The organism is Psychrobacter sp. CX90 (genome assembly GCF_057396305.2).
On sequence record NZ_CM182008.1, the window covers coordinates 2,005,973 to 2,032,504 of the forward strand.

General features: G+C 41.2%; 19 protein-coding genes and 1 tRNA gene. 5 read left to right on the forward strand and 15 right to left on the reverse strand.

Annotated elements, in window-relative coordinates; genetic code table 11:
- Positions 1 to 2 precede the first annotated feature (2 nt).
- The 3 genes from AC2SLN_RS07895 to AC2SLN_RS07905 form a co-directional block, all read right to left on the reverse strand.
- On the reverse strand, positions 3 to 815 hold the full coding sequence (locus AC2SLN_RS07895; protein WP_486550517.1) for an ABC transporter permease: 813 nt from the start codon (positions 813 to 815) through the stop codon (positions 3 to 5).
- On the reverse strand, positions 812 to 1,777 hold the full coding sequence (locus AC2SLN_RS07900; RefSeq protein WP_486550519.1) for an ABC transporter ATP-binding protein: 966 nt from the start codon (positions 1,775 to 1,777) through the stop codon (positions 812 to 814). The genes AC2SLN_RS07895 and AC2SLN_RS07900 overlap by 4 nt, the downstream gene beginning before the upstream one ends.
- A gap of 516 nt (positions 1,778 to 2,293) precedes the next feature.
- On the reverse strand, positions 2,294 to 2,944 hold the full coding sequence (locus AC2SLN_RS07905) for a c-type cytochrome (RefSeq protein ID WP_486550520.1): 651 nt from the start codon (positions 2,942 to 2,944) through the stop codon (positions 2,294 to 2,296).
- Between the two features lie 425 nt (positions 2,945 to 3,369).
- Between AC2SLN_RS07905 and AC2SLN_RS07910 the strand changes: the two genes are divergently transcribed.
- Positions 3,370 to 3,447: transfer RNA gene (locus AC2SLN_RS07910), tRNA-Arg, on the forward strand.
- Between the two features lie 62 nt (positions 3,448 to 3,509).
- On the opposite strand, the gene fecE is transcribed toward AC2SLN_RS07910, so the two are convergent.
- The 5 genes from fecE to AC2SLN_RS07935 form a co-directional block, all read right to left on the reverse strand.
- Positions 3,510 to 4,277: a Fe(3+) dicitrate ABC transporter ATP-binding protein FecE gene (fecE, locus tag AC2SLN_RS07915; RefSeq protein WP_486550522.1), complete on the reverse strand. Its 768-nt coding sequence runs from the start codon at positions 4,275 to 4,277 to the stop codon at positions 3,510 to 3,512.
- A complete protein-coding gene (locus tag AC2SLN_RS07920) occupies positions 4,277 to 5,302 on the reverse strand; it encodes a FecCD family ABC transporter permease (RefSeq protein WP_486550524.1) in 1,026 nt (341 codons plus the stop codon). Before AC2SLN_RS07920 ends, fecE begins: the two co-directional genes overlap by 1 nt.
- A 231-nt stretch (positions 5,303 to 5,533) precedes the next feature.
- Positions 5,534 to 6,598, reverse strand: a complete 1,065-nt coding sequence (locus tag AC2SLN_RS07925) for a FecCD family ABC transporter permease (protein ID WP_486550526.1) — start codon at positions 6,596 to 6,598, stop codon at positions 5,534 to 5,536.
- Positions 6,588 to 7,673: a Fe(3+) dicitrate ABC transporter substrate-binding protein gene (locus AC2SLN_RS07930; RefSeq protein WP_486550527.1), complete on the reverse strand. Its 1,086-nt coding sequence runs from the start codon at positions 7,671 to 7,673 to the stop codon at positions 6,588 to 6,590. Before AC2SLN_RS07930 ends, AC2SLN_RS07925 begins: the two co-directional genes overlap by 11 nt.
- 88 nt (positions 7,674 to 7,761) lie before the next feature.
- Positions 7,762 to 9,867: a TonB-dependent receptor gene (locus AC2SLN_RS07935; protein ID WP_486550528.1), complete on the reverse strand. Its 2,106-nt coding sequence runs from the start codon at positions 9,865 to 9,867 to the stop codon at positions 7,762 to 7,764.
- A 163-nt stretch (positions 9,868 to 10,030) separates the two neighbouring features.
- Here AC2SLN_RS07935 and AC2SLN_RS07940 point away from each other — a divergent pair, with 163 nt between their 5' ends.
- Complete coding sequence (locus AC2SLN_RS07940; protein ID WP_486550529.1) at positions 10,031 to 12,349, forward strand: TonB-dependent receptor family protein; 2,319 nt, start codon at positions 10,031 to 10,033, stop codon at positions 12,347 to 12,349.
- Between the two features lie 201 nt (positions 12,350 to 12,550).
- Here AC2SLN_RS07940 and AC2SLN_RS07945 read toward each other — a convergent pair whose 3' ends face one another.
- The 3 genes from AC2SLN_RS07945 to AC2SLN_RS07955 all read right to left on the reverse strand — a co-directional run bounded on the left by AC2SLN_RS07945 (position 12,551) and on the right by AC2SLN_RS07955 (position 15,111).
- A complete protein-coding gene (locus AC2SLN_RS07945; RefSeq protein ID WP_486550531.1) occupies positions 12,551 to 13,660 on the reverse strand; it encodes a ChuX/HutX family heme-like substrate-binding protein in 1,110 nt (369 codons plus the stop codon).
- A gap of 55 nt (positions 13,661 to 13,715) precedes the next feature.
- Complete coding sequence (locus AC2SLN_RS07950; protein ID WP_486550532.1) at positions 13,716 to 14,219, reverse strand: TonB-dependent receptor plug domain-containing protein; 504 nt, start codon at positions 14,217 to 14,219, stop codon at positions 13,716 to 13,718.
- 475 nt (positions 14,220 to 14,694) lie between these two features.
- Positions 14,695 to 15,111 carry a hypothetical protein gene (locus AC2SLN_RS07955; RefSeq protein WP_486550534.1) on the reverse strand — a complete coding sequence of 139 codons (417 nt, stop codon included), beginning with the start codon at positions 15,109 to 15,111 and terminating at the stop codon, positions 14,695 to 14,697.
- A 493-nt stretch (positions 15,112 to 15,604) separates the two neighbouring features.
- Between AC2SLN_RS07955 and AC2SLN_RS07960 the strand changes: the two genes are divergently transcribed.
- Positions 15,605 to 16,414 carry an SIR2 family NAD-dependent protein deacylase gene (locus tag AC2SLN_RS07960; protein WP_486550535.1) on the forward strand — a complete coding sequence of 270 codons (810 nt, stop codon included), beginning with the start codon at positions 15,605 to 15,607 and terminating at the stop codon, positions 16,412 to 16,414.
- A gap of 129 nt (positions 16,415 to 16,543) precedes the next feature.
- Here AC2SLN_RS07960 and AC2SLN_RS07965 read toward each other — a convergent pair whose 3' ends face one another.
- The 3 genes from AC2SLN_RS07965 to AC2SLN_RS07975 all read right to left on the reverse strand — a co-directional run bounded on the left by AC2SLN_RS07965 (position 16,544) and on the right by AC2SLN_RS07975 (position 19,230).
- Positions 16,544 to 17,131, reverse strand: coding sequence for a TPM domain-containing protein (locus AC2SLN_RS07965; protein WP_486550536.1), 588 nt, complete (start codon positions 17,129 to 17,131; stop codon positions 16,544 to 16,546).
- Between the two features lie 184 nt (positions 17,132 to 17,315).
- Entirely contained in the window at positions 17,316 to 18,503 is a 1,188-nt protein-coding gene (locus AC2SLN_RS07970; RefSeq protein WP_486550538.1) for a TPM domain-containing protein, read from the reverse strand.
- A 94-nt stretch (positions 18,504 to 18,597) separates the two neighbouring features.
- Positions 18,598 to 19,230: a LemA family protein gene (locus AC2SLN_RS07975; protein WP_486550540.1), complete on the reverse strand. Its 633-nt coding sequence runs from the start codon at positions 19,228 to 19,230 to the stop codon at positions 18,598 to 18,600.
- Positions 19,231 to 19,783: 553 nt separating this feature from the next.
- Between AC2SLN_RS07975 and AC2SLN_RS07980 the strand changes: the two genes are divergently transcribed.
- Entirely contained in the window at positions 19,784 to 21,334 is a 1,551-nt protein-coding gene (locus tag AC2SLN_RS07980) for an alanine/glycine:cation symporter family protein (protein WP_486550542.1), read from the forward strand.
- A 312-nt stretch (positions 21,335 to 21,646) separates the two neighbouring features.
- Here AC2SLN_RS07980 and AC2SLN_RS07985 read toward each other — a convergent pair whose 3' ends face one another.
- Positions 21,647 to 22,297, reverse strand: a complete 651-nt coding sequence (locus tag AC2SLN_RS07985) for a fasciclin domain-containing protein (RefSeq protein ID WP_486550544.1) — start codon at positions 22,295 to 22,297, stop codon at positions 21,647 to 21,649.
- A gap of 276 nt (positions 22,298 to 22,573) precedes the next feature.
- On the opposite strand from AC2SLN_RS07985, the gene metH reads away from it, so the two are divergent.
- On the forward strand, positions 22,574 to 26,437 hold the full coding sequence (gene metH, locus AC2SLN_RS07990) for a methionine synthase (RefSeq protein WP_486550546.1): 3,864 nt from the start codon (positions 22,574 to 22,576) through the stop codon (positions 26,435 to 26,437).
- The last annotated feature ends 95 nt before the right edge of the window (positions 26,438 to 26,532 follow it).

Sequence of the window (26,532 nt, forward strand, 5' to 3'; positions counted from 1 at the left end):
AATTAAAGTCTAAGGCGAGAGCCATCTTCAAGTAAATGGTAAGCCAGCATATAAAATAGCAGACAAAATGCGAAAATTGCGGCCATAGAATACCAAACATTCACATCAGAATAACCTAAAATACCATATCGAAACGAGTTAACCATATAAACGATTGGATTCAAAAGTGACAGGTTCTGCCAAAATGGAGATAGGTTTTCTAGTGAATAAAACACCCCGCCAAGATAAGTTAAAGGTGTTAAAACAAAGCTGGGAATTATCGAGATATCATCAAACGAGCGTGCAAAAACCGCATTAATAAAGCCGCCCAATGAAAAAAGAACCGATGTTCCAATCACTGAACATATGGTTACCAGCAGATTTTTAATGCCCAGCTCAGTAAAAAACAGCGCTACTATTGATACGATGATGGCAATAGCTAAACCACGGAATATTCCACCACCAATATAGCCCAATAAAATTGAATGTTTAGAGACGGGAGAAACCAACAACTCATCGATACTGCCATGAAACTTAGCGCTAAAGAAGCTGGATACCACATTAGAGTAGCTGTTAGTAATTACCGACATCATGATGAGGCCCGGCACGATAAACTGCATGTAGGGAACGCCGCCCATCTCGCCGACACGAGAGCCAATCATCTTACCAAAAATGACAAAATACAAGCTCATAGTAATCACTGGAGGCAGCAAGGTTTGTGGCCAAATACGCAAAATACGCCGCACTTCTTTTAGTAGAATTGTGCGAAAGGCAATCCACTTTTGAGCAAGCGTTAATCCCTGATTTTCTGAGGTCGCTTTGATTGGGCTGCTCATAATCCTGCCTCCTTCATGCTGTCTTTTTTATCAATACCTTTCTCAACTAAACGCATAAACAGCTCCTCTAGTCGGTTGGCTTTATTTCGCATACTCGAGACTTCAATACCGCGCTGGTTTAATTGGGCAAAAACACCATTTAATGATTGCCCTTCCGTCAGGGTTACCTCAAGCGTCAAGTCATCGGGCTGTTTAACATCAGTCACATCATCAATATTTAATGACGTGGTTAAAGGAGAATCTAAGTCAAAAACGAACGTTTCGATTGAGAGTTGAGCGAGCAAATCTTTCATTTCAGTATTAATACGAATTTCGCCATGATCTAGAATCGCAATACGACGACATAACTGCTCAGCTTCTTCAAGGTAGTGCGTGGTTAATATAATGGTGGTATTTTCTTCTTCATTTATTTGCTGCATGAACTCCCACATTGAGCGGCGTAGTTCGATATCTACCCCAGCCGTTGGTTCGTCCAAAATAAGTAACTTAGGCTTATGAATCAATGCGCGTGCAATCATAAGTCGTCTTTTCATTCCTCCAGACAGTTCACGAGCTTTGTTGTCTCGTTTGTCCCAAAGGCCAAGTGCGGATAATAGTTTTTTTGCACGAGGTCTAGATTCTTTAGCAGGAATACCAAAAAAACCTGCTTGCGTTATCAAGATATCCTGCACTTTTTCAAACTGATTAAAATTAAACTCTTGAGGTACAACACCAAGATATTGCTTGGCAACAGAAGGGTTTTCTAGCAAATCAGTGCCAAAAATCTTCACACTTCCCTCAGTAGGTTTAAATAAAGAGCTAATAATACCAATCATAGTTGACTTGCCAGCGCCATTTGGACCAAGTAAAGCAAAAAATCCCCCTTGTGGCACCATTAAGCTTACGTTTTTTAATGCAGTAAAGCCGTTGCTATAAACTTTAGATAAATTGTCAATTTGCAAAGCAGGGGTTAAATTTGTCATAGAGTCACAACTTTTAAGTATGAGTTTTTAATGAATGTATGGCTACCGTTTATTATGGTGGTAAAAATTTAAATTTAAACACAGTTAATCAACAGTTTGATAAGTTGCCATTTTGACGATTTTCATCCATATATTTTCAATTCATATAAGATAATGGCAGGCTCTGCCTTTCCTAAATGTGCATTTAGAGGCCTAAAAGTGGCAGTATCAGTCGATTTTTCTAGCCCTTATAATCTGTGTAAAACCTATACCAGAATCTATATAACTATATTTTTATATCAATAAAGGTAAAGGTTACTTTCAAATTAACTGACTTTTAAATTAGCTGGCTTTTGAATTGGCTTTTAAACCATCGCTTCTATTTCACAATAACTAAATAAAAAACGCCCACCTTAATTAAAGGTAAGCGTCTTTTTGTTAACAACCTTATCGTTACTAACTCATTTATGAATGACCTACTAACCTGATAAAATTTAAGTTAAAAAGCTAATCATTCACGTTCCGTCAAAATAGGTGTTAGCTGGATTGAGAAACCATGTAATCAACCGCATTGATCACTTCTTCGTCTGGAATATCTGCCCCGCCTTTAGCTGGCATTGCATTAAAACCATTAATTGCATGCTCGTGAAGGGTATCAGTACCTTTTGCAATACGAGGACCCCACGCCCCTGCATCGCCTATTTTTGGAGCACCAATCAAGCCTGTAGCATGACACGTTTGACATACTGCATCGTACACTGCTTTACCATCTCGAGGTTCACCATTAGCAGATCCACCCGAAGACATAACCGTTATATCACATTCTTCACCTTGAAAACAGACTTTACCATAAGGCTGAATACGCTGTACAAGCTTAGGGTATAAAGCCACTAACTTTTGAACTTGTGGTGTGTCTTGTGGAATAGGCTCTTCTTCAACAGGTTGAGCCGGTGCTTCAGCCGCCTCCCCGTCTTCAGCAGTGGCATCTTCTGCTTCTGGGTTTTCAGTATCAGTATTTGTAGCATCAGTATTTTCTGCATCTGAATCTGCAGAATCGGCACCTTCAGCAGTATTAGCAGTCATTGCTACTGCTTCAGCATTAGGATCAATGACGTCTTCAGCTTGGCTAAAAGAAATACTTGATAGACCAAGGATGGCGGCAGCGGATAACATCACGATTTTTTTCATGCGTCACAATCTCTTTTTAGAGCGACATACCTAAGCCACTATGGCGTGATATTGGCTAAGTGGGCTTAAATAGTCGTGTATGATTGATGAATTGTTCTAATTTATTAATAACTAAATTAGTGAGAAATTCTTTTCCTTATTATTATAAGGGAAAAACAGGGTTAAAAGCCATGTTTGAATAGTGACTCTCAGGACAAATAGCAATTTTTTTAACATTTAATACGCTTTAATTGGTATTAATAAGTAGTAATGTAACAAAATACATGACTCTACGCCATTTATTAGAAGTAATAACATTGGTTTTTTTAATGGTTTTTGATAGACTAGCGGGCTCAAGTTATCTATGACATTTACTAAATTTATGTAAACTTGGTTTATTCATATCTATATGAGTCATAGACGATTTAAAAACCGCAATAATATATGCGCCTGTAGCTCAGTTGGATTAGAGTATCGGTCTCCGAAGCCGAGGGTCGTGGGTTCGATTCCCGCCAGGCGCACCATTTTTTTTCAATTCCACCTCTATCAGAACTAATATCTGCACCCTCTATTGCAATCTAAATGCTCAAAAGTAAACGGCCATTGGCGACCCTGATATAGGATCATCAATAATTTTCCCCTTCACCTCAAATACCTCAGCAAGCATCTGCTCTGTCATCACTTGCTTTGGCGTTCCGATCTGCTTTACTTTACCCGACTTTAAGACCACTAGCCAATCACAATAGCGCGCCGCTTGATTTAAGTCATGCAGCACCACAATAATACTTTTCCCTTTTTCTTTTAGTGCTCGCATCTGCTTCATAAGCTCGATCTGATAGGAGATATCTAGAAAGGTAGTCGGCTCATCAAGCATTATAATATTGGTATCCTGTGCCAATATCATCGCTATCCAAACTCGTTGACGCTGACCACCAGATAACGCATCCAGCGGCTTATCAGCCAACGGTTGAATGGTCATCTCTGCCATGACCGCATCAACAATAAAGTGGTCATTATCACTTAGCCTGCCCCAATGCGACAAATAAGGCGTTCTGCCATATTCAACTAGCTGACGCACAGTTAAGCCCTCAGGCACTACTTGAGTTTGTGGTAATACAGATATATTTTTTGCAATCTCATTGCTCGACAGCTCCGTTAAAGGTTTGTCATATAAGAATACCTCACCTGACTGGGCAGAAAGTAGACCACATAAGCCTTTAAGTAAGGTAGATTTACCGCAGCCATTGGGCCCAATCAGACCAATGACCTTATTTTCTGGCAAATCTAGCGATAGCTTCTTAATAATTGATGATTGAGCATCATAGCCAAGCTGTAAATTCTGCGTATGTAGCACTACCACCCCCGATAACGTGACAATAAAAATATGAAATATGGCGCCCCAATCACTGACGTTAATACGCCAGCAGGTAACTCCACAGGTGCAAAAAGTCCACGCGCCAATATATCAGCTATCACTAAAATAATAGCGCCAATGAGTGCTGATGCAGGCAGTAAAATACGGTGGCGATGACCAAACAACAATCTAGCAATATGCGGGGCAAGCAGACCGATAAAGCTGACGGTGCCTGCAACCGATACCGCTAAACTTGCGATAATAACTGACGTCAGTAAAGCGGTAAACTCAAGCGATTTTACACGTATTCCGAGGTGCTGAGCGGTCTGTTTACCGAGTCCCAGAACATCCAAACGCCAAGCCAAATAAAGACTCAGTAATAACAACACACTAAAGATGATTAATAACGGCGGTATATGTTGCCAGCTACGTCCCCACAAGCTTCCTGTCAGCCATATCATGGCCGTATTAATCTCTACCGGATAAGTTACCAATAAAAAATTAATACCACTCCCTAAGAAGGCACTAATCGCCACACCAATGAGTGCCAATCTCGCTGGGGTTGGTTTGGATATTTCGGCCAATAATATAATAATACTAAAAGCAAGAATACCGCCAATCAATGCGGCCACAGAGATCCACCATGTCGGTGATGACGGCAATAGCACCAGCAGTAAAGTGGCACAAAACCCGGCACCAGCGCTAATACCCATTAAATCAGGAGAAGCCAGTGGGTTACGAATGACGGCTTGCACCAAACAGCCTGACAACCCTAAGCTTGCGCCTACTAAGCCGGCTAAAAGCGTTCTGGGTAGTCGATGGTTCCATATAATAAAGTCTCGATTTCCCTCAAAACCCTGTGTTAGGCTACCCAATACTTGCGCAATCGTCATCTGTCCTGCGCCAATAAAAAGACTACATACGCCTAAGACCAGTAATGCGGCAATAATGAAACCCAGCGTTATCCCGATAACATGTGAGTGAAACCATGATTTCGAATGGCGTGAAGTGGTTGATAGCGTCATTATTTTTACTTAATTATAGTGAGTGTGGGACACGTAAAATCATGAATTTAAACATCTTTTGATGGAAATAAAGTTTAACAGACACTAGCGATATTAGGGCCTGCCTAACTTCTACTTAGCTTACTGCCTAACTCTTATCTAAATTTCACCTAGCTACTGCCTAACTCTTGTCTAGCTCATGCCTAATGATCGACCGGCAGCGCTAGAGACGACAACTAAAGCATCACTGGCTTAAAGTGTTATCTTTTTACGACAGGCTAAAGCGATAAAGACCGGCGTACCAATTAGTGCCGTTAACAGGCCAACGGGCGTTTCAGCAGGATAAACAATAGATCGGGACAACACATCCGCCCATACCAATAAAATACTGCCTAAGAGAGCCGTAAGAGGCACTAGGACGTTATAGGATATCCGTGATATAAGACCCAATAACCGCTTTGCGACATGAGGAATAATAAGACCGACAAAGGCGATCGGACCGGCTACCGCCACGCTAATCGCAGATAGTGAGATAATTAAAAGTGCGCAAATCCATTGCAGCCTGATTAAGTTTACACCCAAGCTTTTTGCCACATCATCCCCCAATACCAGCACATTAAGCTTAGGAGATATCCATACTGTACAGCCAATAGCGAGCAGTGAAATAATAACCAAAGGCGGTAATGACTCCCAATTACTATTAGCAATTGAGCCGGCTAACCAATAAAGCACGCCATAAGCCTGCTCATCCGTCATAATTAGCGCCGCCCTAGTGATACCAATAAGCAGGGCATTAATAGCAACGCCAGATAAGATAAGACGCACTGGATTGGCACGTCCTTTGGAAAAATAACCGGCCAACATAGCTACCAAGAAGCTGGCAATAATGGCGCCAATCATTGCTTGCAAATAGGTAGAGGATAGCCAAGCAAATCCTATACCGATCGAGGATAAGGCGACGACACAAGCCGCACCTGAATTGATACCCAGTACAGCTGGCGAGGCAAGCGTGTTTCTGGTCATAACCTGCATCAGCAAACCTGCCAAGGCTAAGTTCGCACCCACAAAAATAGCGGTCACGACCCTAGGTACCCGAAGCTCGATAATCAACTGCATGGCAACGCTTAAGTTGTTATCCCCCTCTGCACTTAAAAGATGGGCTACCAGCTGACTGAGCGACAAGTCAAACTCAGAGTACACCGTGAGACCCTGACCAATGCCGACCAGTAATATTACAAATAGCGCACCCCATATAAGGGTATGCTTTATCGTGTTATGGGTGCCATTAAAATGTTTTTTATTTATCTTACTTCGCAATCTCTAGCACCTTATTGGCAATATGCTCAGCGGATTGCATACTACGATTTAAAGCCCAATAATTGGGATCAACTTCAATCACCTGATTATTTTTAACTGCAGTAAGCTGCTGGAATAAAGGCGAGGTTTTCCAATCATCAAATGCGGTATGGTCATTGTAACGACCGATTAATAGCCAATCTGGATCTGCTGCCACTAGCTGCTCTAAACTTGTTGGAATATAGGCTTGCTGAGTCTGATTTGGTATAGGGCTTTTAATACCAAGCTGGGTAAGTAAGCTGCCTGCATAAGAGCTAGGGCCATGTAACCACATGCCTTTATCGGAAATAATAGCAAATTGCACCCTTTTATCCCTCATAGGCGTTGCAGTGAGTTTGGCTTTTATCTGACTAAGATGGTGTAAGTGCGACTCAATCGCTTGAGTCATTTTTTCATCCTGATGCACTAGATGACCTACCAACTGCGCCGTTTGTAAGTTTTCTTCATATGTCTCGCCGCGACTTTTTAAGATAACCGCTGGTGCTATTTGATTTAGACTGTCTTCGATGACTGAATGACGCTCTTTATCAGCAATAATCAAGTCCGGTTTTAGATCAGCTATTGCCTCTAAACTGGGCTGGTAACGAGACCCCACTGAGGAATAAGTGCCCAAATGTTCTGAAAATTCAGGAATAATTGTTTCAGGTTTATTGTCATCAGCAATACCAATTGGAGTTAATCCAACTGCCATTAAGTCGCCTAAAAAAGAGTACTCCATCGCTACGATACGTTTAGGGTCAGTAGGATATCTCTCAAGGTTAGGTAGCTGCTCACTTATTTGTGATTCTGACAATAAAGTCACATTGATAGAAGCCTCAGGTAGGCTGGCATCAAAGTGTTCTGCTAATTCGTTATTTTCTGTGACCGACTTTGACTGGCTATTTGACTGGCTATTTGATTGGCTATTTGATTGGCTATTTGATTGGCTATTAGTCTGCTTATCTTTTTGACTCACAATAAAAAGTCCGCCACCAATGATAATGACTGCGATAATAATAAGCGGTAGCAAGGTAGTCAGTTTTAGATATTTTTGCATGTTAAACCCTTATAAACAGACTTATATATAGGAAGACTTTTTAAGGCATTTTGACTTCATTAGGCTCTTTTTGAACTCATAGCTCTCATTAAAATTCATAGTTATAGGTCAGCAACCACGTACGCGGCGCGCCCATACCAATTTGATTTTTACCAGCAATGCCATTGGTTGCGCCCAGAGCATATTCTTTATCAAAAGCGTTATTTAGATTTAATTGGATATTGTGTGGGCCGACGCTATAGGCGGTCATCAAATCGACTGTCGTATAGTCATCTAACGTCACTGCCTCATTATCACCGACATAACGGTCACTTACATAGTTGACGCCGCCGCCTACTCGCCACTGGTCAGTGGGTTGATACGCCGTCCACAGTGAGAACGTGTTTTTTGGTACCTCATTGGGTGTTAATCCTGTTTTTTTGTCTTCTGCATCAAGATAGCTATATCCGACAGAGACGTCCCAGTTATCATTAATTTTACCCCGTGCTTCAAGTTCTAACCCTTGATGACGAAACTCATCTTTATCGGTTACCTCACGACGCTCGTTGGTTTTAGGGTCTTCTTTATCGATACGATAAACCGAGGCATTTAGCATAATGTTGTCGTTGTTCAGATAAGACTTAATGCCCAGCTCTTTTAAATCCGTTTGATATAGTGCGGCAAGGTTAGGATTGATATAAATCCCGGCATAAGGCAGCTGCCATGAGCGTGCTACAGTCGCATATGCTGACGTGGTGTCATTGAAGTTATATACCGCACCTGCACGGTAGCTTAATTTATCCTCTTTAAGCTCACTATCTTTACCTTTAAAGGTTTGTTCGAGTTTAAAATCATCATAACGAACATTCCCTAGTAGTGACCAGTTACCGATATGAAAGACATCTTGTGCAAAAAAACCGACGCTTTGGGTGCTATTATCGCGAAAGGCTGGAAACCCTGGATTTGGTGTATTGCCATGCTGTGGGTTGTCAATGTTTTTAGGAGGCAAGTCTTTTAGCGTTGCCAGTGTTAAATCAATATCAATCTTATTAAAATCCGCGCCAAATAATAGCTCATGGTTATCCAGTTGCCACGCTAGCTCTGACTGAAGGGTGGTCGTGGTTCTTGGGTCATAACCAAAGTTATTGACCGTTTGTGCTACTTTATTATCAACTATGTCACCAGACGCTTGACGAGTGCCCTTTTGCTCTAATTCAATATGGCTATACGAGGCTCGGTTGGTCAGCTTTACATTATCTTTAATATCAAACTCATGATTGATACTGGCATTCCACGTATCTGACTCTTGGTAATCGTTGTCACTGCCATAATAAGTACTGACCGGCACATCGATAGGTTTTCCGTCCTTGGAAGGTATCCCGCGATAAGGGACTAAACGTTGATGCATAAAATCTACCGAGGCATCCACAGTATGCTGCTCATTGGGTTGCCAGCGAACTGTCGGTGCAATAAATATATCTTTTGAATCGACTTCATCGACAAACGAGTCACTGCGGCGAACCTCAGCATTGAGCCTTGCATTTACCGTATCTGATAACTTATGTGAGCTGTCTAATCGTCCAACCGCCAATCCATCGCTCCCGATTTGCGCTTGTACTTTATCAAACTCTTGACCCGTCGCTTTCTTAGTTATTAAATTAATGAGACCGCCGGCACTCCCCCGTCCATATAAAGCCCCTGCTGGCCCTTTGACGACTTCAACACGCTCCACATTAGCGAGGCTACGATAGGACTGCAACTTACCATCATCTCGCATACCATCGCTATAGATATCATTTAAACCATTAAAACCTCGCAATACAAACTCATCACGGCTACCCTCTCCTAATGTATTACTCAGTCCAGCAACGCCTTTCATAGCATCCAAAACGCGTACTGCCCCTCTATCTTCAAGCTCCGTTTTCGTGACCACCGACACCGATTGCGGTACCTCTAGCCATTCTGTATCCGTTTTAGTGCCTGAGGTTGGGGCATATTCTGCATAGCCTTCATAGGCTTTGGCAACGACATCAATCTTATCTAATTGTGTTACTGGCAATGGCTGTGTTTGCTCTTGTATTTGCTGACTCGTTGTCATACCTTCCTGAGCCATCACTTGTTGGCTCAATGGTAATATAAAGCTTGCGGTCAAAATAGGATAAAAACATGAGTTACGTAGCGTACGTGTGTGCGCTCTTACTGAATAGTGAGTCATATAATCTCTTCAAGTAGTTTATAAAACTAGCAAATAATGAATAATAGCAATATTAGTATTGAAAATGATAATAAAAATCATTTAACATTGCAATCTATTGATTTAATATAGGTCATTCTTTCTAATCTTTCCATTTAGTAACCAGTAGGTATTCGGAGCTTATATGAATAAGAAATTCTCACGAACAGCACTTTGCTTAGCTTTACTGTGCGCCTATCAACAGAGCTTGGCAGATATTGCTTCGTCTTCGATATCCGATACTGATACTGATACTGATACTGATACTTATAAGAGTAATGCTGAGTTAAATACCAGTAAAGCCCCCATGACTACATACGTTACGGAATTAGAGGCTACTGATTCAGAGTTGAATGATTCAATAAACCAACCATTATTAAACCAATCAAACGTTCTTCAACAAGCCACAACTCAATCAGAAGCCCTTCAACCAGAAGTTACCATGCTAGATAAAATCACAGTTACTGCTGAGATTTTAGGAGACTCAAGTAGCAATGAGGTCAAAGAGTTTGCGGGTAATCGTACCGTCCTTGATAAAGCGGATATTCAAAAAACAGCCAGTCATTCAATTGATAGCGCCTTGCAATTTGTACCCGGTGTTAAAGTTCAAGATGAAACAGGTACCGGCGTACTGCCCAATATCTCTATCCGAGGCCTGCATGCCAGCCGTAGTGGTCAAGCTCAGTTTTTAATGGATGGCATACCTTTAACGCTTGCGCCCTATAGCCATACAGGACAATCAATTTTTCCTGCAACGTTAGACAATATTGAGCGTATGGATGTGGTTCGAGGCGGTGCGGCTACCCAATATGGCCCCAATAATGTGGGCGGCGTTATTAATCTCATTACTAAGCCTATAGAATCTGGTACTCATAGTGAGCTTTCCAGTGATGTAACCCTTTTTGAAGAAAATGGTAAGCCATTGACCAGCTTGTATGCTCGTCATAGCCGCTGGTTGACCGATGACTTGGGTGTACAAATTGAGGCAAACGGCATTAAAGGTGATAGTTTTAGAGACCACTCAGATACCGAGGTTACCAATGTGCAAGCAAAGGCTCTTTGGTATATTGATGACAATCAAGAACTTGAAGGGTTTTTACAATATTATGATGCTGATACGCAGATGCCGGGGGCACTATCACCTGATGCCTACAAACAAGATGTTCAACAATCCCAGCGACCCCTTGAAGCGTATCAAGGTAAATCGACACGCTGGCATGCCAAATACAAAAACTACTTAAATCTAGGCAATCAAGCAGTACTGGATTTAACCACATTTGGTCATCATGCCACTCGTAACTTTGAATGGGGATTTAACTCCCAGTTTAAAAACCAAGGCGTCCATTGGGCTGACCCTGCTATTGCCTCTGATACGCTTAGAACCTCGCCTCGTGAATTTGATGTTTATGGGATTGAACCTAAGTTTTCAATAGACTTTGGAGACTCAGACTCTATCAGTCACCATCTCATTAGTGGGATGCGTTATGTGAATGAGGATGTGGACTACCAATTAAAACAGACTAAATTAGCTGATAACACCACGACGACACCGCGAGACTGGCATCTTGAAACAGACGCTTGGGCCGCTTATGTAAGTGATGAGATGGGCTTTATGAATGATCGGTTAAAAATTACACCGGGTATTCGCTATGAACGTGCCAAGATGGATTTTGAAGATCTAGGCAATGATACTAAAACAGATAACACGGCGACTGAATGGTTACCCGGACTGACTGCGTCTTATGATTTAATCCAGTCTGATGACCAGATTTGGACGGTATATGGAAATACGCAAAGGTCGCTGCGTACGCCGCAAATAGCCTATATTCGCGGTAAAGGCAAAGAAAGCAACGAATTAGCTTGGAACTATGAACTAGGCACACGTTACACCACTGACAATCTTCAAGCCAATCTAGGACTGTATCGTATTGACTTTGATGACCAGCTGCAATGGAACAGTGCCGAGCAAAGCTTTGATAATGTCGGACATACCCTACATCAAGGGTTAGAGGCCGCCATAGATTACACCCCAGAACAGTATAAAAATCTCAATGTAGGCCTAAGTTACAACTATTTAGATGCGACCTTAGAAGAAGGCGAATTTAAGGGTAACAAGCTGCCCTATAGCTCTAAACATCAGCTTGGTTGGCACGCCAGCTATGACAAAAATGACTTAACCACTACTCTATCTGGCGTCTATTATTCTAAAGCCTATGCTGATAATGGCAATACCACTAAGGAGAGCATAAATGGAGGCACAGGCGAAATCCCAGACTACATGCTTTGGAATTTAAGCCTTCAAAAAATGTTAAAAAACAGCAAAGATGAAAAACTGGCGCTTCAGTTTGGTATCAATAATTTATTTGATGAAGATTATTACTTCCGCGGTATCGATACCAGTCCAGTCGGTCGCTATCCTGCGCCAGGTCGTGCTTATAAGCTTGGGGTTAATTATCAGTTTTAAACACTAACACTCTAAACGTTAAGAGTCCCCCATAGGTTCATAGGTTTTCTAATAGGTTCATAGGTTTTCTCAAAACAGTTGATCCCTGCAATCGCTATAGGCTGATTTATACGAGCTTCAATCTCAAACCTAACCTGATATTCCCCTTATCACTTTGGGCAACTGGCAGATTAGGTTTGAGTAGTATAGGTTAGCAAGTTACTACTCTACTGACACCCCATTATCTCTTTCTAATCCCGAAACAATTTTCTGCCAATCTTCACGCTCAGGCTCGCCCTCAGCACGCTCACCAAAAAAAGTAATAATGCTGGTACCGTATTCATCAAAACCTTCAACGCAAGTTACTATACCGTCTTTAGTGGGTCGTCTAATACACCATATCTGGTCCAATTTACTATCGTTTAGATGTAGAGTAAAATCGGTCTCTTTTTTATCTAAAATATTTATCCATTCTCCCATACGCTTTACGTTATGCACTTTCCCAGTTTGAATTTGTACCACACCAGTATTTCCCACAAAGGTCATTAATGGACAATCTTGTTCTTTTACTGCCAACAACATACTCTCAAGTGCTCCCTTGCCTAACTGTGTAGTCATACCTTGTGGGGCTTGACGATAACTACTAGCACGGTCGATATCTAGCTTTTGTAATAAGAAATAGAACTGATGAATATCCGTTAACTGATTCCATTTTGTCTGTAACTCTACTACCTTATCATCATCTAACGCTTTATATTGCCATAGCGCTTTGCCATTTTCATTTACTGGCTCAAGTGTTAGTTCATCTACTTCTACAGTCGCTTTTTGTACAGAAACGATCTCCTGCCATTTTTGTAAATTCTGTTCTGAAGTATCTCGTAAAAATACTTTATTAATAGCATTTCCATGTTTATCAAAAAATTGAAAGCTATAGGAGGCTGAAGTATCCTTATCTGCCTTACTTTCATCTTTTACCGCTAAAACATGCGCCCATTGGTTCATAAAGAAACGCAAGTCAAGCCCACCTACATTGATCGCAAGCCCCATCTTTTCTCCAAGCTTTAAGTTATGATAAAGGCCAATTTTCTCATGTACCGCTAACTTATTACGAACAATGCTTTCAACGTTACCAAACCCTTCTAGCTGCATTAAAACGTCTTTACAATTTGAACCAATATACTCACTAAAAGGAGAGGCCAAAACTAACTCAAGCTCACTAACGCCTAGTAAGTTTGCCCCTTCTGTTGGAAATAACATTCTATTATTTGCCTTTTCCAGTTGGTAATTTTCCCAAAGCTCGTTATTTTTAATGGTAAGCGAGATTGTCATCATACTTATAACACCTCATTTTATTTTTAGTTTCAAAGTCTTACGAAATCATTCGATTTTAGCGTAAGTGTCTCACATGCAATCGAGCATCATAGTATGACGAGAATATTTGATTAATCTGTTGATCGGATAGATTAACGCCATCTAAGGTCATAGCGACTCGGTTACCATCAACTCCTCGAATGGCATAACCCTTGTTACCATACCGCCCTACTTCAGCCACACTAATTTCAGTATTATTGCGTACCAAATCTTGTTGGCTTTCAATTTGATGATCACTAATATCCTTAGCAGATATTATTTCTTCTGTAGCCTCAGTGGCCTCATCTGATTTTTCAGCTATAACAATAATCTTGTCAAAATTGGCAACAGGCTTATTGTTTAATTCTGTACCTGTAGCCGCTAAAGCATTTTGCACCATTAGAGTGCTAATCATTAAGTTCAGTAAAGAGCAGCTAAATATTTTCTTTTGAGGATTTATCTTTTGAGGATTTATCTTTTGAGAGTTTTTCGAGAATGTTAAGTTGTTTGTTAATTCAATGGATTTACGTTTAGTACTCATACAAAATATCACTTATTAGTGGCAGATTACTTTATAAATAATGTTGCTATATTATCTATAAAGTAACCAATAATGTAAATGATAATTATTATTATTTACATTCAAAAAGTAATATTTAATTATGACTATCGAATAATGTTGCTAAAATATGCTTGTTTAGGCGCAGCAACCCTAACCCATTTAACGGTAAAGACACACCTCTTTTAAGCAACCTAAAATCAAATCAAACACTTTGTATTGATATAGATAGGTAACCTAGTCCACACTAAACATGCACCAGTTATGATAGTAAGACGTGATTCTCTCAACCCCTTCCTGTTACCAAAACCGAATCGACTTTATTAATAGCTTTAGCAAAACACCTAAATGTATTTTAAACAAATACAGTGGTATTGATGAGAAGGTATACACCTTAATACTAAACGGCTAGCTTTAAGATGGAAGGTATGATTCAGACATAAAATATTACTCGTCTCTAAAACTTAAGCTCTATCTTTAACTCTTCAGCGCTTGGTATATCATGAAAATTAATAACAATAACCTCACCTAAACGGCGACGACCGATTGCAGCAGTCTTATCCACCGTTAACATAGCAATTTTTTTTGATTGATACTCTATGATCAAATGATGCTGTCTTAAGCTTGTGGTTAATTCAGGAAAATACTTTGACACTCTCTTTTTAAGCTTAACCAGCTTTGCATCAGGTAAATTCTGTAATATCCCTGGCTTACTCTTGAATATAGCCTTGTCTTTGACCTTAACTTTTAATTTAGTCTTATTGCTGCCTTGCATGTCAGGCTTCGATCTTTTTGAACTTGCAATTAAAAATAAAACTAACGCACATGCAACAATAATGCCAAGTAACATCATCCCACTATAAGTTTGGTTCATATATCCTCCTGAGGTTTACCGTATTCATTTATCCAGTATGACTTATACATACCTTGATAGACTATACTTAGTACCTGTATTCACAAACCGCTATTGGCTATTTTGCCTAAAATAAGCCACTACTTCATTAAAATTAGGATTAAATAGAATGACTATTCAACCCGCGCTTTTAACTTAATGGTGCCTCGTATTGTTTTATTTTTCTAAAAACACCCTAGCTTTAGCTGATGAATACAAGTTCTTAATTAAATAGCGAATAAGGGTATGATATATTTGATACCAAATTATCTCGATACCTTTATATCTGTCAACCTCTGCCCACTAGTAAGATACCTTGTTAAATATCCTTATACCTAAAGACAGTTATATATAAAGGGATTTCAAATACAGGGGTTACCAATACATACTGTAAAATAGGGTGCGTTAATTAAGGCCAGTATCGAATTTTTAGGTAAGTGACTGATTTATAGACAATTGAATAGATAAGTGATAAATGACTGATAGTATAATGAATGATAATGCAATGAATAACAATATATCTCAAGCGATAGACCAAGCAGTAAAATTGCTACGCCAAGCAAATCGCATCTGCATTCTCACAGGTGCAGGTATTTCTGCAGAGAGTGGTATTCCAACATTTAGAGACAAACAAACAGGACTATGGGAAAACTACCGTGCTGAAGATTTAGCCAATATTGATGCCTTTGAGCGTAATCCTAAAATGGTGTGGTCTTGGTATCAATGGCGTCGTAACTTAGTTAAAGATAAGCGGCCAAACCCTGCACATTATGCCTTAAATGACCTACAACAATGGGCAGATAACCACTCAAAGAAACTTGAGTTAATTACTCAGAATGTTGATGACTTGCACGAACAAGCAGGGAGCCAAGCGACTCATTTGCATGGGCATTTATGGCGCAACAAATGTAGCCAATGTGATACACCTTATACAGATTCTATAGATTCTATAGATTCTATAGATTCTCAGCAATCATCACTTATAACGTGTACATTATGTAAGGGTTACATCCGTCCAGATATAGTTTGGTTTGGCGAAATGTTACCCCAAAGCGAGTGGCAACACGCCGAAATTACCAGTGAAAAATGTGATATTTTCATCAGTATTGGTACATCAAGCTTGGTCTATCCTGCGGCTGGTTTGGCACAACTTGCAAAACAAAATGGTGCTAAAATCATTGAAGTGAATTTAAACCCGACTCAAAGCCCACTTATTGATATTGTTATTACTGGTAAAGCAGGAGAGGTTTTGCCCAAACTGGTCGATCAGATCATAGCGACATGATAAATCATGGGAGAATTAAGCAGAATAATTAAGCGCTAAACCAAGAAATAATCAAATAAAGTGAACATAATCGTTTTCAATAAAAACCGTTTTCAATAAGATATACTAGAACACCCACTTAACAGACTACTATTTTAAAAATACCACTGTATCAGACAATTCATTACCTTCTGGATCGTGCTCTAAGTAATAATGCTGTCGTAGTAATAAACCAATCTCATCGATTAAGCACGCTAAGCTCTCCTCCATCTTACCTTTAGACATGCCTGCGAGTGCTTTATCACACATTGCCCGCCAAACTGTATGGCTCACTTGAGCATTGATCCCACGGTCTGCTACAATTTCTAGAGCATGCTCGCATACATTAACATATACCAGCACACCCGTATTCTCTTCGGTATCCCATACACGATAAACACTAAATAAATCGATTGCCCGTTCGCGTGCATTAATATGGTAAGCCATATTAATAGGTAAGCTATTTTCAATGACTAAAAACACCTCACCTCGATGCCCCATCTCTGCCTGTGTTACCTTCTGAGTTAAACGGGAACGCACGTCATCTGTTAACCAGCGATTATGAATGATGGGTACAAATTTAGCTTGACGCCACCATCTGGCAAAGCTTGGTTTACTGATGGCGGTATGACCTTCTGCCACATTGGGGTGTGCGACTGAGCTAGTAGATGATGCGTCAGATTTGGCATGATGTTGCATGTCGTCGTACCTCAAAGCTTTTAAGACTAATATAAAGTTTAGGGAGGCTATAGCATTCAAAATAGACAGCATCAGGGTTGAACATTATCCCCTCCCTTATAAATAATGTGAGAAAGTGCGATTATTATATGTAATTATTATAATTAATAAATTTCAGAATCATTTAAGCGAAATTTTGGTCAGCTTACCACGATCCGCCAGCACCGCCGCCGCCGAAGCCACCACCACCGCCACCGAAGCCGCCACCACCAAAACCTCCGCCGCCGAAGCCGCCGCCACTACCACCAAAACCGCCACCAGGCACAAATACAATGCCGCCCCCACGGCCACCTTTTCCGCCTTTACCTCCTTTTCCACCACCAGAGCTACGTGCTGATAGAAACATCCATAAAAATACGGCCATGAAAATCGTCATTAAAAGACTACCACCTGTTGCCAATGATATAGCAACGAATCCACCAGTAGCGAATAGTGAGCCTAGAATACGACCAAAAACTGAGGTTAAGAAAATACCACCAATCAAGGCAATAATAAAGGTGCCAAATACAGAGGGAGAATCGGCGTTACTAGCCCCACTTTCAGCTCTCTCTTTAGCAATGGCATCAGACTGAGCCAATACTTCAGGATCAGCAACCAACCTTTCCTCTATTCTATTTATGCCTTTAATAAGACCACCAGCGTAGTCGCCTTGTTTAAATGAGGGGGTAATGTCACTATCAATGATACGATTTAGAACCGCATCAGGGAGTACACCTTCAAGCCCATAGCCTGATAGGATATACATATTACGGTCATTAACCGCTACTAAAATCAATAGGCCATCATCTGTATCGGCTTCACCAAGTTGCCACTTGTCAGCAACTTGCAAACTGTATTGAAAAATATCCATGCCATTTGTGGAGGGCACCGTTACTAAGGCAGCTTGAGCTAAGCCCTGATCATAAAGATGCTTTAAGCGCTGAGTCAGCATTTGCTTCTCTTGAGGGCTAAATATTTCAGCTTGATCCACAACGGGTGCATTTAGAATGAGCTTATCACTATCCACACTTTGCGCTGTAGATTGGCGTGGCGTAGGCTGGGCTGATTCTACTTGATTGCCATCTTGGCTATCAGAGCCCATACCCACTGCTTCGCCCAATTGAGGCATGTTATCTCTAATAGCCTCATTACCAAGAACCGCGTCATTTATGGCTTCATTGTTTTTGCCAACTTGGGCAATCGCAATTAAGTCTTCGGCATTTTGGTTTGGATTCTGGTTACGCTCATTTTCAGCAAAACTTAAAGGCGTTGCTAAGAGACCTGCAACTATAATAAGCGCAACTTTACGAGCTGCAACTTTACTAGAGAGTACTGAAATTAAGAGTACTGACACCTTTTTTCTTAAGTTTCGCATGTATATCTTGACCACTCGTTTTTGATGATTTTAATTGCAAACTCTAAAGCTGATGACCTTTATCACAAGAGCTCTACTGGGCAGTGGCTTCAGCAGAGTCGCCAAAATCAACTGTGGGTGCTGTAGAAATGGCTGCTTCGTCTTCAACACTAAAGTTAGGCTTAACATCCATGCCAAATACTTTAGCAGTAATATTGGTTGGGAATTGGCGAACGGTCGTATTGTAGCCTTGCACTTCTTGAATATAACGGTTACGTGCCACAGTAATACGGTTTTCAGTACCTTCTAACTGAGCTTGTAAATCTTGGAACAACTTATCTGATTTAAGCTCTGGATAACGTTCTGAAACAGCCATTAATCGTGACAATGCACCGGTCATTTCTGCCTGAGCCGCTTGATAATTTGCCATCGCTTCAGGGTCATTTAACACCTCTGGGGTTAACTGAATACTACCTGCTCTAGAGCGTGCGGCAGCCACTTCGGTAAATACCTCTTGTTCTTGGTCAGCATATTGCTTAACTACTTTAACTAAATTTGGAACCAAATCATCACGGCGTTGGTATTGGTTGACTACTTCAGACCATGCCGCCGTAACCTGCTCATCTTGCGCTTGTAAGTTATTATAACCACAGCCTGTCAGACTGACAGATGAGATACCCATAACAACGGATAAAAACAATGGTTTCAAAATAGATTGACGTGACATAAACATTTCTCCTAAAATTTAAACATTATAAATATGACTATACAAATAAGTCAGTAATAATTAATTTAATTCAATACTTCATCAATAATCGCATAAAAACTCAATAAAAATTTTCATATTTAATAATTGCTAAAGTGTATTTGTGCTAATTGTACAGTCTTAATAGGATTGACCGCTATTAATACCAATTATTGTTACCTAATTACAACCTTTTATTGTGCCCATCAGCTATGAAAAATTTTATAAAAACCACATTTGTTGAGCATAAATAGTGAAAATAATGACAGCAAGCGCAAAAATTAAGCTAGTAATTACATTTTTTTTATGGCAAATTGCAGTTACTAAGGCATACGTTAACGTAACATTTGACTATATATAGTTACATTATAGAGTTAGTCTTATTAAAATGCGTGTCTTAATCATTATTGCTTATTTAATTATTTGAGTGAGAAATTCGTTTAATCAAATAAGCCTTGTATGCATTCTAAACCCTTCAAAAAAAACTGAGTTAGGAACAAGCATCTCAGTTTTATCTATATTAGGAAGATTCACTATGGAAGGCATTGTTAGTGCTTTAAACAATATTATCTGGAGCCCCGCACTGATCTATCTGTGTCTGGGTGCTGGTTTATTTTACTCAATCATGACGCGGTTTGTACAAGTGCGTCTTTTCAAAGAAATGTTTAGGCTTTTATTCAAAGGTAAACCTGACAATGATGGCATTTCATCATTTCAGGCGTTAGCGGTTTCGTTAGCGGGCCGGGTAGGTATGGGTAACATCGCTGGTGTTGCTGCTGCTATTGGCTTTGGTGGTCCTGGTGCGGTGTTTTGGATGTGGGTTGTTGCCTTCTTAGGTGCTTCTACTGCATACGTTGAATCAACACTCGGTCAAATTTATAAAGAGCGTGATGTTGTCACTGGCGAATACCGTGGTGGCCCAGCTTACTATTTTGAGAAGGCATTGGGTCAAAAATGGTATGGGATTTTATTCGCCATTTCATCAATTATCGCTTGTGGTATCTTCTTGCCTGGCGTACAGGCCAATGGTGTTGTTAATGCCGTTGCGCAGGTAGCTGGTGAAGGTTCTATGATGAACATCATGGGTATGGATGTGGGTTCAACCCGTATTTATGCACTAGGTATTATCCTTGTGGTTCTTGGTTTTATTATATTCGGTGGTATTAAGCGTATTGCTCGATTCACTGAGTATGCTGTTCCGTTTATGGCACTGGGTTATATCATCCTTGCCTTATTGATCATGTTTACCAACTTCAGTAAAGTGCCCGAAGTATTTGGTATGATTATTGGCGATGCATTTACTGCACAAGCAGGCTTTGGTGCAGCTATTGGTTGGGGTGTTAAACGTGGTGTTTACTCTAACGAAGCAGGACAAGGTACAGGCCCTCATGCTGCTGCCGCTGCTGCTGTCGACCATCCTGCACAGCAAGGATTGGTTCAGGCATTCTCAGTTTATGTAGATACCTTATTAGTTTGTTCTGCAACAGCCTTTATGATTCTATCAACCGGCATGTACAACATTCAGGGTAGTTTACCAGACGGCCAATTCATCGTGCAAAATGTTGCCGCCGATACGGCTATTAGCTCTCCCTCATTTACCCAAATGGCAATGGAGTCTGTGTATGGTACTTTCGGTGATTCATTCATCGCAATCGCTGTATTCTTCTTTGCCTTTACCACAATACTCGCCTACTACTATATTGCAGAGGTTAATATTTCATATTTAACTCGCTTTATGGGTAAAGGGGCCAGTAAAGGTGGCTTATTTGCCGTTAAAGTAATTATTATGATTATGGTAGCGTACGGTGCATTAAATACATCGGGTTACATCTGGGGCTTAGGTGATGTGGGTGTTGGTCTAATGGCCTGGTTAAACATTATCGGTATTATCATTGTCTTCTTTGTGGCGCGTCCTGCTCTTGATATTCTTAAAGATTATGAAGCACAGCTGAAAGCGGGCGGTGGTACTAGTTACAAACGCTTTGTTTTCAACCCTGCCAAGTTCGGTATCAAGAATGCCACTTACTGGGAAGAACGTCATAAAGAAAAAGAAAGTCTTGATGTTAAACGTGACGATGTTGTCTGATGTTGTCGAAAGCAACCTCGCAACGCTGTATAACAAGTTGTTTATAATCGCTTTATTATAAACAAACTACAAACAAAGCCCGATACGCTAACATTTAGGTATCGGGCTTTTTGTTGTACGCCAGTTAGATGATTGTAGATTAAAAACTAATAGAAATAGAAACCATTCCAGTTGCCCTAATTAAGTGGCTATAAAACCAACAGACTAGGTCGGCATCCCTAGATTTTAAATAATGCCTCAGCCAAGAATTAATCGTAGAATTGATTAGAGTATTCATTAGAGAGTTCGCCAAAGAATAAATCAAAAATCTCATTAACTAGCAGGAAACATTACCCTATCAATCACATGTACTGTGCCAGTTTTAGTCACTATATTTGGCTTAACAATTCTGACAGTGCGTCCTTTACCATCTAATAAACTCCGTTGAGGAGTTACTGTCAGCTTTTTTTTGCCAATAGTGGATAGCTGACCATAGGGCAACTCGGTTACTAACAAAGGCCCCTTCTCTTTTACCACATGATAAGCCAATATTGACCGTAGTAATAACTTGTTATTAAGTAGCTTTAGTTTGGTAAGGTTGGTTTGGCTAAAAAATGCCTCAAACGCCGCATTATTAGGGGCAAAAATGGTATAATCATTACCTGCAAAAGTTATCATACCGGTAAGTCCAGTGCCTTCTAAAACCTCTACTAAAATAGATAAGTCTGGGTTACGCTTCGCCATTTGTATAGCATCTACTGAAGCATATTGGGTAATTACTTGAGTTTGGTTGGTTATCAGGCTCGTTTGTTTTGACTCGGTTTGCTGCTTATTGGCATTATTGCTAACCGTGCGGTTAGTAGAGCTGCTACCTCTCATTACTTGAGCGTTATTGCTATTATTGGATGTTTTGAGCGTGCTTTGACACCCCGCAGTAGCTAATAAAGCGATCGTCAGAGGCAATATCGTTAATCTTTTTACCATGGCTAATATCCTCATACCTTTTGTGATATCTTTTATGTCTGTTAATGGGTACTTTAAAGTTTAATATTCAATTAACGGCGGCTATGCTTTATGCAAAGGCTGACATAGTCTTCAATAACTCAACAGCATCATTCAAAAACGTAAATCACAAGCATAAATCATGACCGATTAATAAATTTGCATTTAAGTACGCTATATCATGATTTGCTAATATAGCATCTAATTGCCTAAAATCTAACCTAATGTACTCCACCCTACTGTATAAGAAATCAACACATGTATTGCTCTCACCCCGAACATAACGAAAAGCTCAACGCCACACTTAGCAACAACGTCAATGTAGATCGAGACCCCTCAGCTGAACTGGTTAAAAAAGGTCATAATACTGATAACTTCAATCTAGTGCCGCCATCAGAGTTCCCCTTTAAAGAACAACAGCTAACGTCTCGCCAGCGCATTGAAGCCCAATTGGCTCAGCGTATTTTAATGCTTGATGGCGCAATGGGCACTCAAATCCAGACCTTTAAGCTACAAGAGGCGGATTATCGCGGTGAGAGATTTGCAGATATAGAACAAGATGTACAGGGTAATAATGATTTGCTGGTACTCACTCAGCCAGAGATTATCAAAAGTATTCATCGAGACCATCTGGAGGCGGGTGCTGATATCATTGAAACCAATAGTTTTAATGGTACGCAGATTTCCATGGCCGATTATGACATGGAGTATCTGGTACCTGAGATAAATCGTGAGGCTGCACGACTCGCACGAGAAACTGCCGACGAATTTACCGCAAAGAACCCAGATAAGCCTAGATTTGTGGCAGGTGTTATTGGGCCAACGTCTCGTACCTGCTCGTTATCGCCTGATGTTAATGATCCTGCCTTTCGTAACGTCACTTTTGATGAGTTGGTGGATAACTATACAGAGGCGACTTATGCCCTAATTGAAGGTGGTGTTGACCTTATTTTAATCGAGACCATTTTTGATACCTTAAACGCCAAAGCGGCTATTTTTGCGGTAACCGGTGTGTTTGAAACCATCGGATTTGAGTTGCCTATTATGATATCGGGTACGATTACTGATGCGTCAGGGCGTACGCTATCCGGCCAAACTGCCGAAGCGTTTTATAACTCTATTCGCCATGCCAAACCTTTATCCGTTGGTTTTAACTGTGCCCTAGGCGCCGATGCCCTCAAGCCGCATATTCAAACCTTATCTGATATTGCCGATACTTATGTGTCTGCGCATCCCAATGCGGGCTTGCCGAACGAATTTGGCGAATATGATGAAACACCAGAGGAGACCGCTGCCCTACTCGATGGCTTCGGTAAATCAGGACTGCTTAATATTGTCGGGGGCTGTTGTGGTACTCGCCCTGAACACATCAAAGCCATTGCTGACGTGATGCAGCAATATAAGCCTCGTGAAATCCCAACCATTCCCCCTGCCTGCCGGTTATCTGGTTTAGAGCCCTTTACCATCAATCAAGACAGCTTGTTTGTTAACGTTGGCGAGCGTACCAACGTGACAGGCTCTAAAAAGTTTTTACGCTTGATTAAAACAGGCGAGTTTACCGAAGCACTAGAAGTCGCCTTAAACCAAGTGGAAGGCGGTGCGCAAATCGTCGACATCAACATGGATGAGGGCATGCTCGACTCAAAAGGAGCGATGATTCACTTCTTAAACTTAGTCGCAGGCGAGCCTGATATTAGCCGTGTGCCCCTGATGATTGACTCTTCAAAATGGGACATTATCGAGGAAGGCTTAAAACGTACTCAGGGTAAAGCGGTCGTCAACTCCATCTCCTTAAAAGAAGGATATGCAGAATTTGTTGAACGTGCCAAGCTATGTATGCGCTATGGCGCTGCGGTTATTGTTATGGCATTTGATGAAGAGGGTCAGGCCGATACGTATGAGCGCAAAATCGATATTTGTAAGCGCAGTTATGACATTTTAGTCGATGAAGTTGGCTTCCCTAGTGAGGATATCATTTTTGACCCCAATATCTTTGCCGTCGCCACCGGTATCGTTGAGCACAACAACTATGGTGCTGACTTTATTAATGCCACCAAATGGATCACTGACAACCTACCCAATGCGATGGTATCAGGGGGCGTGTCTAACGTGTCCTTCAGCTTCCGTGGCAATCCCATTCGTGAGGCCATCAATGCCGTGTTCTTATATCACGCCATTAAAGCGGGTCTCACTATGGGTATCGTCAACCCTGCCATGTTAGAGGTGTACGACGAGATACCAATCGATGCCCGTAATGCCATTGAAGATGTCATGCTCAATCGCAATCAGGGTGAAACAGGTCAAGATGCCACCGAACGCTTAATGACCGTCGCAGAAGGTTATGTGGCGGGTGGCAAACTCAACGACGGCACGGTTGATCTATCATGGCGTGAAAAATCTGTCGAGAAGCGTATCGAGCATGCCTTAGTGAAAGGTATTACCACTTATATAGACGAAGATACCGAAGAAGCCCGTCAAAAATATGCGAAACCCTTAGAAGTCATTGAAGGCCCACTCATGGACGGCATGAACGTGGTCGGCGATTTATTCGGTGCAGGTAAAATGTTCCTACCACAAGTGGTCAAATCAGCCCGTGTTATGAAACGCTCCGTCGCGGTATTAAACCCCTACATCGAAGCTGAAAAAGTAGAAGGAGAAGTCAAAGGCAAGGTAGTCATGGCGACCGTCAAAGGCGACGTACACGACATTGGTAAAAACATCGTTGGTGTGGTGCTTGGTTGTAACGGTTATGATGTGGTTGACCTTGGAGTTATGGTGCCTTGTGATAAGATACTGGACACTGCCATTAGCGAGAAAGCCGATATCATTGGTTTATCTGGACTAATTACCCCTAGCCTTGATGAAATGGTGTATGTCGCTAAACAAATGCAAGAGCGTGGCATGACCTTGCCCCTTATGATTGGCGGTGCGACCACTTCTAAAGCACATACCGCAGTCAAAATTGAACCCCATTACCAAAATGATGCCGTTATCTACGTTACCGATGCCTCACGTTCTGTCGGCGTGGTAACCAAACTACTGTCGAAAGAGCATCGTATAGATCTTATTAGTGAAACCCGTGAAGAATACGAAAAAGTACGTGAGCGTCTGGCAAACCGCAAACCCAAAGCGGACAAACTGACCTTTAAAGAATCCATCAAGCATGGCTTTCAATTCGATTGGGATAACTATACCCCGCCCAAACCCAACACCCTTGGGCAGGTTATCTTAGACGATTATTCTATTGATAACTTATTGCCTTATATTGACTGGACACCCTTCTTTATCTCATGGGGATTGGTCGGTAAATATCCGAAAATATTTGATGATGACGTGGTTGGCGAGCAAGCGGGTATATTGTTTAATGACGCCAAACAGTTAATGCGTAAGCTCATTGATGAAAAGCTTATCCGAGCGCGTGGTATCTTCAAAATTATGCCTGCCAAACGTACCGATCACGACACTATCACTGTTTATGATAAGCCAATTACTGAGGGCGGACAGCCCACCCATGTGTTTGAACACTTACGCCAGCAGTCGGATCGTTCAAAGGAGGGGGCCAGTGGTAAGCCAAACTACAGCTTGGCAGATTTCATCTCGCCACTGGACACTCATACCGATTATCTGGGCGGATTTACCGTCTCTATTGAAGGGGCTCATGAGCTTGCTGACAGCTATAAAGAAGCTGGCGATGACTATAACTCTATTATGGTACAGGCCCTGTGTGACCGACTTGCCGAAGCGTTTGCCGAGCATTTACATATGCTGATTCGTACTCAGTATTGGGGGTATCAAGAAGGCGAAAACCTGACCAACGAAGAGCTGATTAAAGAGAAATACGTCGGTATCCGCCCTGCCCCGGGCTACCCTGCTTGCCCTGAGCATACGGAAAAAGGTAAGCTGTTTGATTGGTTAGACACCACTAATGCCATTGGCACCACGTTGACTGAAAGCTTTGCCATGTGGCCTGCCTCCTCAGTGAGTGGTTTCTATTTCTCGCACCCTGAGAGTGTTTATTTCAATGTCGGTAAGATTGGTCGTGACCAATTAGAGGATTATGCCAAACGTAAGGATTGGGATATGCAGACGGCTGAGAAGTGGTTGAATCCGAATTTGGCGTAAGACTTATTAAATAGATAATAAAAAAGCGGGCTTCTTTGGGAAGTCCGCTTTTTAGTTATGTTACTTGCTAAGTACTATTCAATAAGGATTCTAGT

Coding starts and splice junctions, on each gene's coding strand:
- AC2SLN_RS07895 (WP_486550517.1), bottom strand. CDS start 815: ATGAGCAGCCCAATCAAAGCGACCTCAGAAAATCAGGGATTAACGCTT.
- AC2SLN_RS07900 (WP_486550519.1), bottom strand. CDS start 1,777: ATGACAAATTTAACCCCTGCTTTGCAAATTGACAATTTATCTAAAGTT.
- AC2SLN_RS07905 (WP_486550520.1), bottom strand. CDS start 2,944: ATGAAAAAAATCGTGATGTTATCCGCTGCCGCCATCCTTGGTCTATCA.
- AC2SLN_RS07920 (WP_486550524.1), bottom strand. CDS start 5,302: ATGACGCTATCAACCACTTCACGCCATTCGAAATCATGGTTTCACTCA.
- AC2SLN_RS07930 (WP_486550527.1), bottom strand. CDS start 7,673: ATGCAAAAATATCTAAAACTGACTACCTTGCTACCGCTTATTATTATC.
- AC2SLN_RS07935 (WP_486550528.1), bottom strand. CDS start 9,867: ATGACTCACTATTCAGTAAGAGCGCACACACGTACGCTACGTAACTCA.
- AC2SLN_RS07940 (WP_486550529.1), top strand. CDS start 10,031: ATGAATAAGAAATTCTCACGAACAGCACTTTGCTTAGCTTTACTGTGC.
- AC2SLN_RS07945 (WP_486550531.1), bottom strand. CDS start 13,660: ATGATGACAATCTCGCTTACCATTAAAAATAACGAGCTTTGGGAAAAT.
- AC2SLN_RS07950 (WP_486550532.1), bottom strand. CDS start 14,219: ATGAGTACTAAACGTAAATCCATTGAATTAACAAACAACTTAACATTC.
- AC2SLN_RS07955 (WP_486550534.1), bottom strand. CDS start 15,111: ATGAACCAAACTTATAGTGGGATGATGTTACTTGGCATTATTGTTGCA.
- AC2SLN_RS07960 (WP_486550535.1), top strand. CDS start 15,605: ATGACTGATAGTATAATGAATGATAATGCAATGAATAACAATATATCT.
- AC2SLN_RS07965 (WP_486550536.1), bottom strand. CDS start 17,131: ATGCAACATCATGCCAAATCTGACGCATCATCTACTAGCTCAGTCGCA.
- AC2SLN_RS07975 (WP_486550540.1), bottom strand. CDS start 19,230: ATGTCACGTCAATCTATTTTGAAACCATTGTTTTTATCCGTTGTTATG.
- AC2SLN_RS07980 (WP_486550542.1), top strand. CDS start 19,784: ATGGAAGGCATTGTTAGTGCTTTAAACAATATTATCTGGAGCCCCGCA.
- AC2SLN_RS07985 (WP_486550544.1), bottom strand. CDS start 22,297: ATGGTAAAAAGATTAACGATATTGCCTCTGACGATCGCTTTATTAGCT.
- metH (WP_486550546.1), top strand. CDS start 22,574: ATGTATTGCTCTCACCCCGAACATAACGAAAAGCTCAACGCCACACTT.